Below are 17,000 nucleotides of genomic sequence, written 5' to 3'. Positions count from 1 at the left end.
GCAGGGAGTCCGCCGCGAACATCGAGGGGCCGATGTCGGAGGCCGAACGTAGACTCGATCCGTGGCAGCAGACTCCTTCGTTCACCTTCACGTGCACAGCGAGTATTCGATGCTCGACGGCGCGGCGCGCATCGGTCCGATGGTCCAAGAGGCCGTCACACAGGGCATGCCCGCGATCGCCGTGACCGACCACGGCAACACCTTCGCGGCGTACGAGTTCTACAAGACCGCGAAAGACGCCGGCATCAAGCCGATCATCGGCATCGAGGCCTACGTCACCCCCGGCACCCACCGTTCCGACAAGACGCGCGTGCGCTGGGGCACCCCCGAGCAGCAGAGCGACGACGTGTCGGGTTCGGGCGCCTACACCCACATGACCCTGCTGTCCGAGACGACGCAGGGCATGCACAACCTGTTCCGCCTGTCGTCCAAGGCGAGCATGGAGGGCTACTACTTCAAGCCCCGCATGGACCGCGAACTGCTGCAGACCTACAGCAAGGGCCTGATCGCGACGACCGGCTGCCCCTCGGGCGAGGTGCAGACGCGCCTGCGCCTCGGGCAGTACGAGGCCGCCCGCGCCGCCGCGGCGGAGTTCCAGGACATCTTCGGCAAAGACAACTACTTCGCCGAGATCATGGACCACGGGCTGTCGATCGAACGCCGGGTCATGAGCGACCTGCTCAAGCTGTCGAAAGACCTCGACATCCCGCTCCTCGGCACGAACGACCTCCATTACACGCACCAGCACGACGCGACCAGCCACGCGGCGCTGCTCTGCGTGCAGTCGGGTTCGACCCTCGACGATCCGAAGCGCTTCAAGTTCGACGGAGACGGCTACTACGTCAAGTCGCCCGCCGAGATGCGGCAGGTCTTCCGCGACCATCCCGAGGCCTGCGACAACACCCTGCTGATCGCCGAGCGCTGCGAGGTCGAGTTCGACACCTCGGCCAACTACATGCCCCGCTTCCCCGTCCCCGAGGGCGAGACCGAGGGCAGCTGGATGATCAAAGAGGTCGAGAACGGCCTGAACGACCGCTACCCCGACGGCATCCCGGATGCCGTGCGCAAGCAGGCCGAGTACGAGACCGACGTCATCCTGCAGATGGGGTTCCCGGGCTACTTCCTCGTCGTCGCCGACTTCATCAACTGGGCCAAGCGCAACGGCATCCGCGTCGGACCCGGTCGCGGGTCGGGCGCCGGCTCGATGGTCGCCTACGCGATGAAGATCACCGATCTCGACCCCCTGCAGCACGGTCTCATCTTCGAGCGCTTCCTCAACCCCGACCGCGTCTCCATGCCCGACTTCGACGTCGACTTCGACGACCGTCGTCGTGGCGAGGTCATCCAGTACGTCACCGAGAAGTACGGCGACGAGCGCGTCGCGCAGATCGTGACGTACGGCACCATCAAGGCCAAGCAGGCGCTGAAAGACGCCGGTCGCGTGCTCGGCTTCCCCTTCAGCATGGGCGACAAGCTCACCAAGGCCATGCCGCCCGCGGTGATGGGCAAAGACATGCCGCTCGACGGCATGTTCAACCCCGAGCACCCGCGCTACAAAGAGGCGAGCGAGTTCCGCACGCTCATCGAGACCGACGCCGAGGCGAAGACGGTGTTCGACACCGCGCTCGGTCTCGAGAACCTCAAGCGCCAGTGGGGCGTGCACGCGGCCGGTGTGATCATGTCGAGCGAGCCGCTGATCGACATCATCCCGATCATGCGCCGCGAGCAAGACGGTCAGATCGTCACGCAGTTCGACTACCCGGCCTGCGAGTCGCTCGGCCTGATCAAGATGGACTTCCTGGGGTTGCGCAACCTCACGATCATCAACGACGCGCTCGACAACATCGAAGCCAACCGCGGCCACCCCCTCGTGCTCGAAGAGCTCGAGCTCGACGACCCCGCGTCGTACGAACTGCTCGCTCGCGGCGACACGCTGGGCGTGTTCCAGCTCGACGGGGGGCCGATGCGCTCGCTCCTGCGCCTGATGCGCCCCGACAACTTCGAGGACATCTCGGCGGTGCTCGCGCTGTACCGCCCGGGCCCCATGGGCGTGAACTCGCACATCAACTACGCGCTGCGAAAGAACAAGCAGCAGGAGATCGAGCCGATCCACCCCGAGCTCGAAGAGCCGCTGGCCGACATCCTCGACACCACCTACGGCCTGATCGTGTACCAGGAGCAGGTGATGGCCGTCGCCCAGCGCGTCGCCGGATACACCCTCGGCCAGGCCGACCTGCTGCGCCGCGCGATGGGCAAGAAGAAGAAGAGCGAGCTCGACAAGCAGAAAGAGATCTTCTTCGGCGGCATGACCGAGCGCGGCTTCGGCGAGGTCGCACAGCAGACGCTGTGGAAGGTGCTCGAGTCGTTCGCCGACTACGCCTTCAACAAGGCGCACACCGCGGCCTACGGTCTCGTGTCGTACTGGACGGCCTACCTCAAGGCGCATTACCCGGCCGAGTACATGGCCGCCCTGCTCACCAGCGTGGGCGACTCCAAAGACAAGATGGCGGTGTACCTCAACGAGTGCCGCCGCATGGGCATCAAAGTGCTGCCGCCCGACGTCAACGAGTCGATCCGGTACTTCGCGGCCGTCGGCGAAGACATCCGCTTCGGCCTCGGCGCCGTCCGCAACGTGGGCACCAACGTCGTCGAAGGGATCGTCGCGTCGCGGCAGGACGCCAAGTACACGTCGTTCCACGACTTCCTCGCGAAGGTCCCCGCGCACGCGGCGAACAAGCGCACCGTGGAGTCCCTCATCAAGGCGGGGGCGTTCGACTCACTCGGGTCCACGCGCCGCGCGCTCATCGAGGTGCACGAAGACGCCTGCGAGGGCGCCGTGATCGACAAGAAGCGCGAGGCGAACGGCGAGGTCGGTTTCGACTTCGACTCGCTGTGGGACGAACCGCAACAGGTCGTCAAGGTGCCCGAGCGACCCGAGTGGACCAAGAAGGACAAGCTCGCGTTCGAGCGCGAGATGCTCGGCCTCTACGTCTCCGACCACCCTCTGGCGGGTCTCGAGGTGCCGTTGGCGAAGCACGCGTCCACCTCCATCCACGATCTGCTGGCGTCCGAAGACGTGCAGGACGGCGATCAGGTGACCGTGGCGGGTCTGCTCACGAGCGTGCAGCACCGCGTCGCCAAACAGAGCGGCAATCCCTACGGCATGGTCACCGTCGAGGACTTCAACGGCGAGGTGACCGTGATGTTCATGGGCAAGACCTACGCCGAGTTCGCCCCGGCGCTGGTCGCCGACTCGATCATGGTCGTGCGCGGGCGCGTGTCTCGTCGCGACGACGGGCTGAATCTGCACGCCCAAAGCGCTTTCGCCCCCGATCTCGAAGGACTCGACGAGACCGGGGGACTCACGCTGGTCGTCCCCGAGCAGCGGGCCAACGAGGCGCTCGTCGGCGAGCTCGCGCAGATGCTCCGTCGCCACGCCGGCTCGACCGAGGTGCAGCTCAAGCTTCACAAGGGCGGCACCGCGAAGGTCTTCGAAGTGCCGATGCCCGTGCGCGTGACGGCCGACCTCTTCGGAGAGCTCAAGGGCCTGCTCGGCCCCAACTGCCTCGGCTGAGGTCACCGCCGCCTCTTCCTCCTGCTTCCGCCGCAAGCCCAGCGGATGCCGTAGACCACCTGGTTAGGATGACCGGGCGCTTCGGCGCCTCTGTCGAAAGGACCACCGTGACCGATCAGAACCCCCACGACGGCGTCACGTCTCCCGATGCCCCCGACGAGCGCGACACCGTCGCCCCCGTCGTCCCCGATGTCTCCGCGCACGAAGCCGCGGAACGCGACACCTTCCCGCACACCGGCACCCGTTCGGCCGACGCCGACGGCGACATGCTCGACGACGATTCCTCGTCCTCGGCCGGCTACGCGGCCGCCGCGAGCGCACGCTCCTCGCGTGCCGAGCACACCCCCGTGTCATCCGTCCCCGCGGCGTCTCACGCCAACGCCGCAGCGCACGACCGCGACCGTGAGCGCCCCTCGGGCGACGTGCAGTACGGCGTCGGACCGTTCTCGATCCGCGAGGTCAGCCTGCTGGGCATCTGGGTCGTGGCGTTCTTCGTCTCGTTCTTCCGCACGAACATCCTCGACTCGCCGTCGGGGGTGCTGATCGGCGGACAGAACGTCTGGCTGTCGGGGCTGTGGTGGATCCCGACCGTCGCGCTGCCCACCGTCGCGGTGGGGCTCCTCGTGCTGCGTCGCCTGTCGCCGCAGGGCATCCGCCGCGTCGGATCGCTCGGCATCGACCAGTTCGCCTCCGTCGCATTCACGGTCTCGGCCCTCGTCTGGGTCGCATGGGTGTGGGACACCGTAGCCGTGTTCAACGAGACGGGCATCTGGACGCGCTCCTGGGTCATCTGGGTCGAGGCGGTGCTCCTCCTGGCCGGAGTCGTGCTCACGGTCTTCGCGCCGTTCATTCCTCCGTTCTCGGCCGACTTCCGCGGCCGCGAAGAGGTCGCCGCGCACCGCAACGCGCGCCCGATTCGCCCCGTCACCGCGCGTCCGCGTACGCCGCGACCGGCCCGCACCGCGGCGACGACGCATCCGGCACCCGTCGAGGACGCACCGACGCCCGGCAGCTACACGGGCTCGACCGATCTGCCACACGCCGAGGCCGAGGCGCACCCGCGCACGAGCGTGATGCCCGCCGCGCACGACGACAACGACACCGACGTGTTCGCGTCGCTGCGCGACGACCACGACGCCGACGAGCACCGCACCGGCTACGCGCGTCGCAGCAGCGACGCCCACACCGCGCTCTCGGAGCAGCCGAGCGACCGCGACCACCACGAGCACGCGCGCGACGAGCGCGAGGCGCACCCGCACGCGCAGGCGTTCTGGGCGCTCGTCCCCGAGGAGCGCGACGTGGTCGACGATTACGGCACGCCGATCTTCCGCATCGGACCCACCGCGTGGGCCCTCGTCATCGAGGACCGCGGAGAGGCGTTCGTCGTCCGCCACGACGACGGTCGCATCGGCTACCTGCACGACGTCTCGGGAGTGACCCGCGGCTGAGGCCGACCCGAAAGGGGTCGCTGCGTTTCTCGCAGCGGCCCCTTTCGTCGTTCCCGGGTCGGAGCGGGGCGACCTCGGTGCCACCATCCTCCCCGGTGGGCTTCGATGCCCTCCTGGCGTCGAGCTGACTGCCGCGCCGCGCGCCTGAGCACACGCTGCGAGCCCACGCGGGCGCGCGAGGGCGTCCGCGGGCGGCCGGTAGCCTGGACGCATGCTCCGCACGATCGATCTCCGCGGCCGCGTGCTCTCGCCGGCCGAGCTCCTCGCCGTCGTCCCCCGCGCCGACGCCGCCCGTGACGAGGCCCTCGCCACGGCCGCGCGACTCGTCGACGACGTCGCCCGTCGGGGCGAAGAAGCCCTTCGGGAGCAGGCTGCGCGCTTCGATCGGGTCACCGACCACGCCCTGCGGGTTCCCGCCGACCACCTCGACGAGGCGCTGCGCGACCTCGATCCCGGCATCCGTTCCGCCCTCGACGAGGCGATCGCGCGCGTGCGTCGGGCCTCGGCGGCGCAGGTGCCCGCCCCGGTCGTGACGGAGCTCGGCGAGGGAGCGCGCGTGACGCAGCGCTGGCAGCCCGTGCGCCGGGTCGGTCTCTACGTGCCGGGCGGCAAGGCCGTCTACCCCTCCAGCGTGGTGATGAACGTCGTGCCCGCGCAGGTCGCCGGGGTGCGCGAGGTCGCGCTCGCCTCCCCGCCGCAGTCGGAGTTCGGCGGTCGCGTGCACCCCGTCATCCTCGCCGCGGCCAAGCTGCTCGGCGTCACCGAGGTCTACGCGATGGGCGGCGCCGGGGCCATCGGCGCCTTCGCCTACGGCGTGGCCGAGATCGGACTCGACCCCGTCGACGTCGTCACGGGGCCGGGCAACAACTTCGTCGCCTCGGCCAAGCGCGCCGTCGCCGGCCGCGTGGGCACCGACTCCGAGGCGGGGGCCACCGAGATCCTCGTCGTCGCCGACGACAGCGCGGTTCCGGCCCTCGTGGCGGCCGACCTCGTCAGCCAGGCCGAGCACGACGAACAGGCCTCCGCGGTCCTGGTCACCGACTCGGTCGCCCTGGCCGACGCGGTCGCCGCCGCGCTTCCCGCCCGGGTCGAGGCCACCCGCCACACCGAGCGCGTCACCGCCGCGTTCCACGGACCGCAGTCCGCGGTCGTGCTCGTCGACGACATCGCGCAGGCCACCGCCTTCAGCAACGCGTACGCGCCGGAGCACCTCGAACTGCACCTGGCCGACCCCCGGCCCGAAGACTTCGTCAACGCCGGTGCCGTGTTCGTCGGGCCGTACACGCCGGTCAGCCTCGGCGACTACCTCGCAGGTAGCAACCACGTGCTGCCCACCGGGGGACAGGCGCGCTACGGCGCCGGGCTGTCCGCCGCGACCTTCCTCCGCCCTCAGCAGGTCGTCGAATACGACCGCGCGGCCCTCGCCGCCGTGCACGAGGCCATCGTCACCCTGGCCGACGCCGAGGCTCTGCCCGCGCACGGCGAGGCCGTCACCGCGCGGTTCGACGCGTAGGCCGGAGTCGTCATGCACTGTCCTTTCTGCCGCAACCCCGACTCGCGGGTCATCGACTCCCGCACGAGCGATGACGGCCTCAGCATCCGTCGTCGTCGTCAGTGCCCGAAGTGCGGTGGCCGCTTCTCGACCGTCGAGACCGCGGGCCTGAACGTCATCAAGCGCTCGGGCGTGGTCGAGCCGTTCAGTCGCGAGAAGGTCATGTCGGGTGCGCGCAAAGCGTGCCAGGGGCGTCCCGTGACGGATGCCGATCTCGCCGTCCTCGCGCAGAAGGTCGAAGAGGCCATTCGCCAGACCGGATCGTCGCAGATCGAGGCGAACGAGATCGGCCTCTCGATCCTCGGCCCCCTTCGCGAACTCGACGAAGTCGCGTACCTGCGCTTCGCGAGCGTGTATCAGGCCTTCGATTCGCTCGAGGACTTCGAGGCGGCCATCGCCCAGCTCCGCGCCGACCACGCCGGCCGGACGGATTCCGATGCGCAGTCGGATGCGGAGCGGACGAGCGAGCACGACACCGTCCAGTAATCTGGCCGGGATGTATCCCCTCCTCTTCCGCACGGTTCTCACCCGCTTCGATCCCGAGTTCGCCCATCACCTGGGCGCCCTCGTCATCCGTGTCGCGGGTGTCGAGCCGGTGGCATCCGTTCTGCGTCGTTTCACCGCCCCGGCTCCCGACCAGCGCGTGCACGCGCTCGGGCTGACCTTCGAGTCGCCGTTCGGGGTCGCGGCCGGCTTCGACAAGAACGTCACCATGGGCCGCGGCCTGGGTGCGCTCGGATTCGGTCACGTCGAGGTGGGAACCGTCACCGCCCTGCCGCAGCCCGGTAACCCCAAGCCCCGTCTGTTCCGGCTCGTCGCCGACCGTGCCGTCGTCAACCGGATGGGCTTCAACAACGAGGGAGCCGCCGTCGCCGCCGCCCGCCTGCGGCGCCTGCGCCGAGCGCGACGTCGCCCGGTCGTCGGGGTCAACATCGGCAAGAGCCGCGTGGTCGCCGTCGACGACGCCACGACCGACTACGTCCGCTCCGCCCGCCTGCTCGCCCCGCTCGCCGACTACCTCGTCGTGAACGTCTCGTCGCCGAACACTCCGGGCCTGCGCGGCCTGCAGGCGGTTGAGACGCTGCGCCCGCTGCTGACCGCGGTGAAGGACGCCGCCGGCGGCACGCCCCTGTTGGTCAAGATCGCGCCCGATCTCGCCGACGACGAGGTGCAGCAGATCTCGCGGCTCGCCGTCGACACGGGGCTCGCGGGCCTCATCGCCACGAACACGACCATCGAGCGGGCCGGGCTGCGCACGCCGGCGGCGACGGTCGAGGCGGCCGGGGCGGGAGGACTCTCGGGAGCACCGCTGAAGCAGCGTTCTCTCGACGTGCTGCGCCTCGTGCGCGCGGCCGTGCCCGCGGAATTCGTCGTCATCTCCGCCGGGGGAGTGGAGACGGCCGACGACGTGCGGGAGCGCGTCGACGCCGGAGCCACCCTCGTGCAGGGCTACACCGGGTTCCTGTACCGCGGTCCGCTCTGGGCTCGCCAGATCAACCGGGGTCTCGCGCGCGGGCGCTGACCTCCGGGGCTTCGCGTCCCGGTCGCTCCGCGACCGCACGTCGAGTGTCCACGACACGCCGCGCCCGGTCGGGTCGAACGGCGTGTCTCGGACGGTCAACGCGGGAGCGGGCCTCGACGCGCGTGGCGCGAAGCGACCCCGCGAACGACGAAGCGGCGCGCCCGGAGGCACGCCGCTCGGTCACATCCGTCGGATCAGACGGGGTACTGTCCGCGCTTGACCTGCGCCTTGGGCAGGCGCATGAAGCGCATCTGCACGGTGCGCATCGCGGCGTACCAGCCCAGGCCCTTCTCGAGACGCGTCTCGCCGAACTTCTCCTTCGCCGCGCGCTTGACGCGAATCGAGGTGATGATCATGTCGCCGACGACGAAGAGGATGAAGATCCAGAGCGCCACGAACGACCAGTACTGGAAGAACGCGACGGGGATCAGCGTCGCCACGATCACGAGCACCATGAAGGGCATCACGCCCTCGCCGAGGTGCCAGCCGGCGTCGACGAAGTCGCGCGCGAACCGGCGCTGCGGGCCGCGGTCGCGGACCGGGAGGTACTTCTCCTCGCCGGCGGCCATGCCGATGCGGGCCTTCTCGCGCTGCGCGGCGAGCTCTGCACGCGCGCGGGCCTTGGCCTCTTTCGTGTCGGGCACCAGCGGACGCTTGCGGGCGGCCTCCTGCTCGGCGCGCGACGGGGTGGCGCGGCCCTTGCCGAATCCACTCACCGTCGGGTCGACGGGGGTGTCGTTGGGGGCGGGGGCGGGGGACTTGGCCACGGGAAACCTCGGTGCTTCGCTGATCGGGAGATTTAAGATTACCCGCATGACCCTCGACCTGTCCCGGCAGGACGCTGTGCAAAAAGCAGCGGACGCCGGCATCCCCTCCGCCCTGGCCGACCTCGGCTCCCTCGTGCGCATCCCCTCGATCGCCTGGCCGGCGTTCGATCAGTCGGCCCTCGTGAAGAGTGCGGATGCCGTCGCCGCCCTCCTCGAGGGCACCGGCGTCTTCGACTCGGTCGAGGTGAAGCGCGCCGCGATCCCCGGAACCGACGAGTTCGGCCAGCCCGCCGTCCTCGCCACGCGCGCCGCGCGCAACGGGCGGCCCACCGTGCTGCTCTACGCCCACCACGACGTGCAGCCTCCGGGCGACGAGGCGCTGTGGGACTCGCCGCCGTTCGAGCCCACCGTCCGCGACGGTCGCCTCTACGGTCGTGGCGCCGCCGACGACAAGGCCGGGATCATGGCGCACGTCGGCGCGATCCGCGCGGTCGCCGAGGTGCTCGGCGACGACCTCGACCTCGGCATCGCCGTCTTCATCGAGGGCGAAGAAGAGTACGGCTCGCGCTCGTTCGCCCAGTTCCTCGCCGACAACGCCGACGTGCTGCGCGCCGACGTGATCGTCGTGGCCGACTCGGGCAACTGGGACGAGCGCACGCCCGGGCTCACCGTCTCACTGCGTGGCAACGCCCGCTTCACCCTGACCGTCCGCACCCTCGAGCACGCATCGCACTCGGGCATGATGGGCGGCGCGGTTCCGGATGCCATGCTCGCCACCGTCAAGCTGCTCGCGACCCTGTGGGACGACGACGGCGCGGTCGCGGTGGAAGGCCTCGCCGTGCGCGACGCCGAGACCCCCGCCTACGACGAGGCGACGCTGCGCGCGGAGTCGGGCCTGCTCGAGGGCGTCAGCCCGATCGGGCGCGACTCGATCCTCAGCCGCATCTGGAACAAGCCCTCGGTCACCATCACCGGCTGGGATGCCACGCCCGTCGAGGCCGCGTCGAACACGTTGGCGCCGCAGACGAGCGTCGTCATCAGCGCGCGGGTCGCCCCGGGGCAGGATGCCGAAGAGGCCTTCGCGGCGGTCGAGAAGCACCTGCGCGCGCACGCGCCGTTCGGTGCGCAGCTGGAGTTCACCGACGTCGACTGCGGCGACTCCTTCCTCGTCGACACCAGTGGATGGGCGGTGGGGGAGGCCCGCGCGGCCTTCGCCGACGGATACGGTGTCGACTCGGTCGACGTCGGCATCGGCGGCTCGATCCCCTTCATCTCCGACCTCGTGCGCGAGTTCCCGTCGGCGCAGATCCTCGTGACCGGCGTCGAAGACCCTCACGCGCGTGCGCACAGCCCGAACGAGTCGCTGCACCTCGACACGTTCCGCAACGCGCTGGTGTCGGAGGCGCTGCTGCTCACTCGTCTGAACGGCCGCACGGTCTGAACGGATCCGCGGGGGCGCGACGGGCGTAGACTCGTGACGTCCCCGCGACCGATCAACCCGAAGGGCATCGCCATGACCGACACCACTCTGTCGTCCTCCGCCGAGACCCGCGAGCACGGCGTGGGCCTGACCGCGGCCGCCTCCGACAAGGTCAAGAGCCTTCTCTCCCAGGAGGGCCGCGACGACCTGCGCCTGCGTGTCGCCGTCCAGCCCGGCGGATGCTCCGGCCTCATCTACCAGCTCTACTTCGACGAGCGCTATCTCGACGGCGACAAGGTCGTCGACTTCGACGGCGTCGAGGTCATCGTCGACGACATGAGCGTGCCGTACCTCGACGGTGCGAACATCGACTTCAAGGACACGATCTCGGAGCAGGGGTTCACGATCGACAACCCCAACGCCCAGGGCTCCTGCGCCTGCGGCGACAGCTTCCACTGACTCCCGACGCCGTTCGACGGCGCCGACACGAGGGCCCCCGTTTTCCTGGAATCTCCTATGGAAAGCGGGGGTTCTCGATGTCTCGGCACTGGACGAATGGCCTGAGAGTGGTGAGAGGTTGCCCTAGACTGTCAGAGCTACATCCACGACCCGGAAAGGTGCATTGTGCCCTCCAAACGTCGCCTTCGCTGGGCAGCGCTTCCCCTCGGAATCGCCTCCGTCGCCGCTCTCTCCGGCTGCACCACGACTCAGCTCCACGGCTTCCTGCCCGGCTTCGTCGATGACGGCACGCCTGCCACGAACCACACCGACATGGTCGCCGGTCTGTGGGTCAACTCCTGGATCGTGCTCCTCGCGGTCGGCGTCATCACGTGGGGCCTCATGCTCTGGTCGGTCATCGCGTACCGCCGCCGCAAGGGCCAGTCCGGTCTTCCGGTGCAGCTGCGCTACAACATGCCGGTCGAGATCTTCTACACGATCGTCCCGCTGATCCTCGTGGTCGGGTTCTTCGCGTTCACCGCGCGTGACCAGAACACGCTCGAGACGCAGTACGACGACCCCGACGTCTCCATCACCGCCTACGGCAAGCAGTGGGCGTGGGACTTCCAGTACAACGGCGAGCAGGAGGACAACTCCGACGCCGTGTACTCCATGGGTGTGCAGGCCAAGGCCACGTCCGACGGTTACGACCTCCAGGACGTGCCCACCCTCTACCTGCCGGTGAACAAGACGGTGAAGATCGACCTGCGCTCGCGCGACGTCATCCACTCCTTCTGGATCATCGACTTCCTCTACAAGAAAGACATGTACATCGGTCGTGACAACGAGTGGTCGTTCACGCCCACCCGTGAGGGCACGTACGAGGGCAAGTGCGCCGAGCTCTGCGGTGAATACCACTCCGCGATGCTCTTCAACGTGAAGGTCGTCAGCGACGACGAGTACGAGGCATACCTCGGCTCGCTCCGTGAGGCCGGCAACACGGGCGACATCAGCGACCTGACCCGTCTGCAGAACCTCACGACGACCGGTACGGCCGAAGGGAACGAGTGATCATGGCCACGACGCTTCCGCTCCAGGGGACAGGGCCTTCGCGCCCGACGACTCTCCCGCCGCGTCAAGCCGCTCTGCTGAGCACCTCGCGTGTCGAGCAGAAGGGCAACCTGGTCGTCAAGTGGATCACCTCCACCGACCACAAGACGATCGGGTACATGTACCTGATCGCCTCCGTCATCTTCTTCATGCTCGGTGGCGTCATGGCGCTGATCATCCGTGCGGAGCTCTTCGAGCCCGGCATGCAGATCATCCCGACCAAAGAGCAGTACAACCAGCTGTTCACGATGCACGGCACGATCATGCTGCTGATGTTCGCGACGCCGTTGTTCGCCGGCTTCGCCAACGCGCTGCTGCCGCTGCAGATCGGCGCGCCCGACGTGGCGTTCCCGCGTCTGAACGCCTTCGCCTTCTGGCTGTTCCTCTTCGGCTCCACGATCGCGGTGTCGGGCTTCCTCACCCCGCAGGGTGCGGCCGGCTTCGGCTGGTTCGCGTATCAGCCCCTCGCGAATGCGAGCTTCTCTCCGGGCGTCGGCGGAAACCTCTGGATGCTAGGTCTCGGCATCAGCGGTTTCGGCACGATCCTCGGTGCGGTCAACTTCATCACCACGATCCTGACGATGCGCGCCCCGGGTATGACCATGTGGCGAATGCCGATCTTCTCGTGGAACACGCTCATCACGAGCATCCTGATCCTGCTCGCGTTCCCCGTGCTGGCCGCGGCGATCTTCGCCGCCGCCGCCGACCGCGTGCTGGGCTCGCACATCTACAGCCCTGAGAACGGCGGCGTCCTGCTCTGGCAGCACCTGTTCTGGTTCTTCGGTCACCCCGAGGTGTACATCATCGCGCTGCCGTTCTTCGGCATCGTCTCCGAGATCTTCCCGGTGTTCAGCCGCAAGCCGATCTTCGGATACAAGACCCTCGTCTACGCGACCATCGCCATCGCGGCGCTCTCGGTCGCGGTGTGGGCGCACCACATGTACGTCACGGGTGGAGTGCTCCTGCCGTTCTTCGCCCTGATGACGATGCTCATCGCGGTGCCGACCGGTGTGAAGATCTTCAACTGGATCGGAACCCTCTGGCGCGGTTCGGTGACGTTCGAGACCCCGATGGTGTTCGCCCTCGGCTTCCTCGTGTCGTTCGTCTTCGGTGGTCTGACCGGTGTCATCCTCGCGTCGCCCCCGCTCGACTTCCACCTCTCCGACTCCTACTTCGTCGTGGCGCACTTCCACTACGTGGTCTTCGGAACCGTCGTGTTCGCGATGTTCGCGGGCTTCTACTTCTGGTGGCCGAAGTGGACCGGCAAGATGCTCAACGAGCGTCTGGGCATGGTGCACTTCTGGATGCTGTTCGTCGGCTTCCACATGACCTTCCTCATCCAGCACTGGTTGGGTGTCGACGGCATGGTCCGTCGCTACGCCGACTACGCGGCCGCCGATGGATGGACCTGGGAGAACCAGCTGTCCACGGTGGGCTCGATGATCCTCGGCGCCTCGATGATCCCGTTCCTGCTGAACGTCTGGATCACGGCCCGCAAGGCGCCGCGAGTGACCGTCGACGACCCGTGGGGCTACGGAGCTTCGCTCGAGTGGGCGACGTCGTGCCCGCCGCCGCGTCACAACTTCACCTCGATCCCGCGTATCCGCAGCGAGCGTCCCGCGTTCGACTTGAACCACCCCGAGGCCGGCATCCCGGTCGGTGTGGGGCCGGCCAAGGACGCCCCCGACGCCCCCGTCGTGGATCACGCAGCCGGAGAGGTCAAGTAAGAACATGCGTACCAACGTCAACCTCTGGTGGATCCTCGCGGTCTTCGCCTTCCTCATCTCGGCCGTCTACACCGTCTGGAGCCTCATCCAGCATGGTGGGGTCGAGTGGGTCGGCACCGTCGCTCTGGCCTTCCTCGGCCTGATGTCGTCAATGATCGCGTTCTACATCGGCCGCGTGCACAAGTCGCAGCGCGGTGAGCTGCCCGAAGACCTGCTGACGGCCGACATCGATGACGGCGACCCCGAGATGGGCGAGTTCAGCCCGTGGTCGTGGTGGCCCATCATCCTCGCCGGTTCGGCTGCGATCGCGGTGATCGGCCTCGCGGTCGGCAGCTGGCTCGTGCCCGTGGGCTTCGTCGTGTTCGCGATCGCGATCGTCGGCTGGGTGTACGAGTACTACCGCGGGTACTTCGCGCGCTGATCCTGTGCCCATTCGGTTGAATGCGGCCGCCGTCTCCGACGCCGGCGCCCACCGTCCCACCAACCAGGACGCCGCTTTCGCGGCGTCCTGGGGTGCGGCGGTGGCAGATGGCGTCGGGGGAGGTCCTTCGGGAGACCTTGCTTCCGCCGCTCTCCTTCATCGGCTCGTCGCCACCAGCGGTGGCGGGATGGATGCCGATGGTCTGCTCGTTCGCATCCGCGAGGCGAACTGGGACATCCGTGCTCACGTCGAGCGCGATCCCGCCCTGCAGGGGATGGCGACCACCTTCACGGGGCTCTTCCTCAGCACGGGTGGCGAGCTCCTTCTCGCGCACACGGGCGACTCGCGTGCGTACCTGCTGCGCGATGGCGACTTCACGCGCGAGACGCGTGACGACTCCTACGTGCAGGCTCTCGTCGACCACGGCATCATTCCGCCGGAGGCCGCGCAGGCGCACCCGCGCCGGAACATCATCACCGCCTCTCTCGGGGGTGCGGAGGGCGATGTCGTCTCGGTCGCCGAGCGTCCGCCGGTCGTCGGTGATCGGTGGGTGCTCTGCAGCGACGGTCTGACGGACTACGTTCCCGAGGCGGACGTCGCTCGGCTCGTCGCCGAGGCCTCGGATCCCCGCGCCGCTGCCGCGTCTGCGGTCGCTCTCGCCCTCGAAGCAGGGACCCGCGACAACGTCACCGTCGTGGTGTGCGACATCGTCGACGACGACGAGCCGAGCGGAGTCGACCCGATCTTCTTCGGCTCAGCCGCGCGGTGGTTCGCCGAAGACGTCGAGACCGCCTGACGGACGCGGGCTCGGCCGTGCGGTGACACGCGTTCGGCACGACCCTCGGGCACGATGCTGCGCCTCGTCACTCGGACGACGTTGTCGCGCTCGCTCCCGGAGGCCGGATCGTCGCGAGGACGAAGACGAGCGAGCCGATCAGCAGTCCCACCGGCACCAGCAGGAAGACGGAGGTCGACGGGGTCTCTGCGGCGGTCACCGCGGAAATCCACATGAGAGCGAACGAACCGGTGAGCACCGTCAGACTCCCGAGTCCGATGCTGCCGAAAACCCGTCCGATGTCATCGCCGACGAACACGACTACCGACGCCAGTGGTCGAGCGTCACCCGTGTGATCGACCACTTCGCGCTCTGGGCCGGAGGGAGCGTGGCGCGCAGCGCGAACGGCGACGACTGCGGCCCACCCGAGGGCGCCGATCATGACGATCACGACCAGAATGGGCTCCAGCACGGAGTCGGATCGTCCGAGCGCTGACACGGCGAGCACGAGCGCGCCGACAAGAGCTCCGGCACCGGCCGGTCCGACAGCGGCCGAATGCCCCGCCCGCCAGGCGGCACCCGACGCGAGAAGGGCTGGCAGCCGGATACCGACGACGCGGTTGCGAGGGACGACGTCACGCCCGCACAGTCACAGCAGGAGAACCGACGCGAACGTCGCGACCACGATGATTCCAGCACCGACCAGCACGAGCGCACGCTAGCAGTCCGGCGAGCGGTCGGGGTCGTCGGTGTCGCTCACCGGTCGCCGCGCGCGAACGCGTCCATCGCCTTCTGAGTCAGTCCGGCGCTTCGAGGGCCCCCGTGGCCGTCTTCTTCGACGATCTCGAGCCTGCTCCCGGGCCACGCGCGGTGGAGCCGCCACGGCGTCTCGACGGGACCGCTGATGTCGCGGCGCCCGTGCACCAGGACGCCGGGGATGCCGGCGAGCTCATGGGCGCGTGACAGCACCGACCGATCACCAGGGAGGAAGCAGTCGTTGGCCCAATAGTGGGACGTCAGGGTGGCGAAGTTGAGTCGATGACGGGCGTCGTCGTGCAACGGACCTGGTGTGGCGAGGGGGCCGAGGGACATGTGCGCGACCTCCCAGGCGTCCCACCGTTCCGCGGCATCGCGGCGGACCTCCTCGCGAGGATCCGTCAGAAGCCGCGCGTACCCCTCGATGGTGCGCTCTCCGGGCTCGAGCGGTTCTCTGAGCGCCTCGTGCGCCTCGGGGAAGACCGGTGCGATGCCGTCAGTGATCCAATCGATCTCCCACCGCCGGCCCGTGGTGACGGCGAGATTGACGATCTCGCTCACCCGGTCGGGATGCTCGAGTGCGTACGCGAGCGCGAGCGTCGATCCCCACGACACCCCGTGCAGCAACCATCGCTCGACACCGAGGAAGGCGCGCACCGCCTCGAGGTCGTCGATGAGGTGCGTCATGGTCTGGAAGCGGAGTGTCGACAGGTCGTCGCTCGCCCACGGCGTGCTGAGGCCGCACCCGCGCTGATCGATGCCGATGATCAGATGAAGCTCCGGATCGAAACGACGGCGATAGCCGCGCTTGCCGAGACCACCGCCCGGGCCTCCGTGCAGATAGAGCGCCGGCCGCCCCTGCGGGTTGCCCGACGTCTCCCAGTACAGACGAGCGCCGTCGGGGCGCTCGAGGTGGCCTGAGGCGAACGGTTCGATCGGGGGATGCTGCATCCGGGACTCCTTCGCGACGCGTCCCGACAGCCTAACGATCAGGTGCGGACGACCATCACCGTCGGGTCGAAGACGCGGCCGCAGGGCCCTCCGTCGTTCTCGAACGGCTGTCCCTCGCGCACCCAGTACTCGTAGCCGCCGATCATCTCCCTCACTTCGTACCCGAGCTGGGCGAAGGCGAGGGCGCCCTTCACTCCCGCGTTGCACCCAGGGCTCCAGCAGTACACGACCACCGGCATGTCGATCGGGATCTCGTTCGGCGCGCGGTCGGGGATGGAGCGGTACGGCATGTGCACGGCGCCGCTGATGCGCCCCTGCTGCCATGCGTCGTCGCCCCGGACGTCGACCAGCACGAAGCGCTTTCCGGCCTTCTGCACGGCGTACACGTCGGAGGGATCCGTCTCGTGGGCGAGTCGGGTGGAGAAGAACAGGGCGGCGTCTGACATGACCCTCACGCTAGACAGAGCTGAGAGGGGGAGCCACGACCCCGGATGCCACGAGCGCACCGATCTCTGCCACTTCGCCCCTGCGCGACAATG

General features: G+C 68.7%; 15 protein-coding genes. 11 read left to right on the top strand and 4 right to left on the bottom strand.

Annotated elements, in window-relative coordinates; translation table 11 throughout:
• Window positions 1–109 precede the first annotated feature (109 nt).
• The 5 genes from dnaE to FS769_RS00435 all read left to right on the top strand — a co-directional run bounded on the left by dnaE (window position 110) and on the right by FS769_RS00435 (window position 8,096).
• Window positions 110–3,574 carry a DNA polymerase III subunit alpha gene (gene dnaE, locus FS769_RS00455; RefSeq protein WP_396652410.1) on the top strand — a complete coding sequence of 1,155 codons (3,465 nt, stop codon included), beginning with the start codon at window positions 110–112 and terminating at the stop codon, window positions 3,572–3,574.
• Window positions 3,575–3,681: 107 nt separating this feature from the next.
• On the top strand, window positions 3,682–5,022 hold the full coding sequence (locus FS769_RS17005; protein ID WP_260979655.1) for a hypothetical protein: 1,341 nt from the start codon (window positions 3,682–3,684) through the stop codon (window positions 5,020–5,022).
• A 211-nt stretch (window positions 5,023–5,233) separates the two neighbouring features.
• Window positions 5,234–6,535 carry a histidinol dehydrogenase gene (gene hisD / locus FS769_RS00445; RefSeq protein ID WP_144827934.1) on the top strand — a complete coding sequence of 434 codons (1,302 nt, stop codon included), beginning with the start codon at window positions 5,234–5,236 and terminating at the stop codon, window positions 6,533–6,535.
• A 12-nt stretch (window positions 6,536–6,547) separates the two neighbouring features.
• Entirely contained in the window at window positions 6,548–7,060 is a 513-nt protein-coding gene (nrdR, locus tag FS769_RS00440; RefSeq protein ID WP_144827930.1) for a transcriptional regulator NrdR, read from the top strand.
• A 10-nt stretch (window positions 7,061–7,070) separates the two neighbouring features.
• Entirely contained in the window at window positions 7,071–8,096 is a 1,026-nt protein-coding gene (locus FS769_RS00435) for a quinone-dependent dihydroorotate dehydrogenase (protein ID WP_144827927.1), read from the top strand.
• A 194-nt stretch (window positions 8,097–8,290) separates the two neighbouring features.
• Here the strand turns inward: FS769_RS00435 and FS769_RS00430 are convergent, their stop codons facing one another.
• On the bottom strand, window positions 8,291–8,863 hold the full coding sequence (locus FS769_RS00430) for a DUF3043 domain-containing protein (RefSeq protein WP_144827925.1): 573 nt from the start codon (window positions 8,861–8,863) through the stop codon (window positions 8,291–8,293).
• A gap of 46 nt (window positions 8,864–8,909) precedes the next feature.
• On the opposite strand from FS769_RS00430, the gene FS769_RS00425 reads away from it, so the two are divergent.
• From FS769_RS00425 to FS769_RS00400, 6 genes are all read left to right on the top strand, one after another.
• Window positions 8,910–10,304 (top strand): dipeptidase, encoded by a 1,395-nt coding sequence (locus tag FS769_RS00425; RefSeq protein WP_144827923.1) that lies wholly within the window; start codon window positions 8,910–8,912, stop codon window positions 10,302–10,304.
• Window positions 10,305–10,376: 72 nt separating this feature from the next.
• Window positions 10,377–10,742, top strand: a complete 366-nt coding sequence (erpA, locus tag FS769_RS00420; protein WP_056227791.1) for an iron-sulfur cluster insertion protein ErpA — start codon at window positions 10,377–10,379, stop codon at window positions 10,740–10,742.
• 165 nt (window positions 10,743–10,907) lie between these two features.
• Entirely contained in the window at window positions 10,908–11,792 is an 885-nt protein-coding gene (gene coxB, locus FS769_RS00415; protein ID WP_144827919.1) for a cytochrome c oxidase subunit II, read from the top strand.
• A gap of 2 nt (window positions 11,793–11,794) precedes the next feature.
• The gene (ctaD, locus tag FS769_RS00410; protein WP_144827916.1) at window positions 11,795–13,558 is read left to right on the top strand and encodes a cytochrome c oxidase subunit I; all 1,764 of its coding nucleotides are present in this window, start codon (window positions 11,795–11,797) and stop codon (window positions 13,556–13,558) included.
• Window positions 13,559–13,562: 4 nt separating this feature from the next.
• Entirely contained in the window at window positions 13,563–13,979 is a 417-nt protein-coding gene (locus FS769_RS00405; protein WP_144827913.1) for a cytochrome c oxidase subunit 4, read from the top strand.
• A 4-nt stretch (window positions 13,980–13,983) separates the two neighbouring features.
• Window positions 13,984–14,775 carry a PP2C family serine/threonine-protein phosphatase gene (locus tag FS769_RS00400; RefSeq protein WP_144827911.1) on the top strand — a complete coding sequence of 264 codons (792 nt, stop codon included), beginning with the start codon at window positions 13,984–13,986 and terminating at the stop codon, window positions 14,773–14,775.
• A 67-nt stretch (window positions 14,776–14,842) separates the two neighbouring features.
• Here FS769_RS00400 and FS769_RS00395 read toward each other — a convergent pair whose 3' ends face one another.
• The 3 genes from FS769_RS00395 to FS769_RS00385 all read right to left on the bottom strand — a co-directional run bounded on the left by FS769_RS00395 (window position 14,843) and on the right by FS769_RS00385 (window position 16,907).
• Window positions 14,843–15,403: an SdpI family protein gene (locus tag FS769_RS00395; protein WP_144827908.1), complete on the bottom strand. Its 561-nt coding sequence runs from the start codon at window positions 15,401–15,403 to the stop codon at window positions 14,843–14,845.
• A gap of 107 nt (window positions 15,404–15,510) precedes the next feature.
• Entirely contained in the window at window positions 15,511–16,461 is a 951-nt protein-coding gene (locus tag FS769_RS00390) for an alpha/beta fold hydrolase (RefSeq protein WP_144827905.1), read from the bottom strand.
• 38 nt (window positions 16,462–16,499) lie between these two features.
• Complete coding sequence (locus tag FS769_RS00385; RefSeq protein ID WP_144827902.1) at window positions 16,500–16,907, bottom strand: rhodanese-like domain-containing protein; 408 nt, start codon at window positions 16,905–16,907, stop codon at window positions 16,500–16,502.
• Window positions 16,908–17,000: the final 93 nt, after the last annotated feature.

Source organism: Microbacterium sp. BH-3-3-3, assembly GCF_007679045.1.
In the GTDB taxonomy this organism is placed as follows: Bacteria; Actinomycetota; Actinomycetes; order Actinomycetales; family Microbacteriaceae; genus Microbacterium; species Microbacterium algihabitans.
The sequence above is the reverse complement of the archived record's forward strand: the minus strand, read 5'-3'. Positions and strand labels throughout refer to the sequence as shown.

Bases quoted from the DNA above. Each gene is read 5' to 3' on its own strand.
- dnaE (WP_396652410.1), top strand. From the start codon at position 110: ATGCTCGACGGCGCGGCGCGCATCGGTCCGATGGTCCAAGAGGCCGTC.
- hisD (WP_144827934.1), top strand. From the start codon at position 5,234: ATGCTCCGCACGATCGATCTCCGCGGCCGCGTGCTCTCGCCGGCCGAG.
- nrdR (WP_144827930.1), top strand. From the start codon at position 6,548: ATGCACTGTCCTTTCTGCCGCAACCCCGACTCGCGGGTCATCGACTCC.
- FS769_RS00435 (WP_144827927.1), top strand. From the start codon at position 7,071: ATGTATCCCCTCCTCTTCCGCACGGTTCTCACCCGCTTCGATCCCGAG.
- FS769_RS00425 (WP_144827923.1), top strand. From the start codon at position 8,910: ATGACCCTCGACCTGTCCCGGCAGGACGCTGTGCAAAAAGCAGCGGAC.
- erpA (WP_056227791.1), top strand. From the start codon at position 10,377: ATGACCGACACCACTCTGTCGTCCTCCGCCGAGACCCGCGAGCACGGC.
- ctaD (WP_144827916.1), top strand. From the start codon at position 11,795: ATGGCCACGACGCTTCCGCTCCAGGGGACAGGGCCTTCGCGCCCGACG.
- FS769_RS00405 (WP_144827913.1), top strand. From the start codon at position 13,563: ATGCGTACCAACGTCAACCTCTGGTGGATCCTCGCGGTCTTCGCCTTC.
- FS769_RS00390 (WP_144827905.1), bottom strand. From the start codon at position 16,461: ATGCAGCATCCCCCGATCGAACCGTTCGCCTCAGGCCACCTCGAGCGC.
- FS769_RS00385 (WP_144827902.1), bottom strand. From the start codon at position 16,907: ATGTCAGACGCCGCCCTGTTCTTCTCCACCCGACTCGCCCACGAGACG.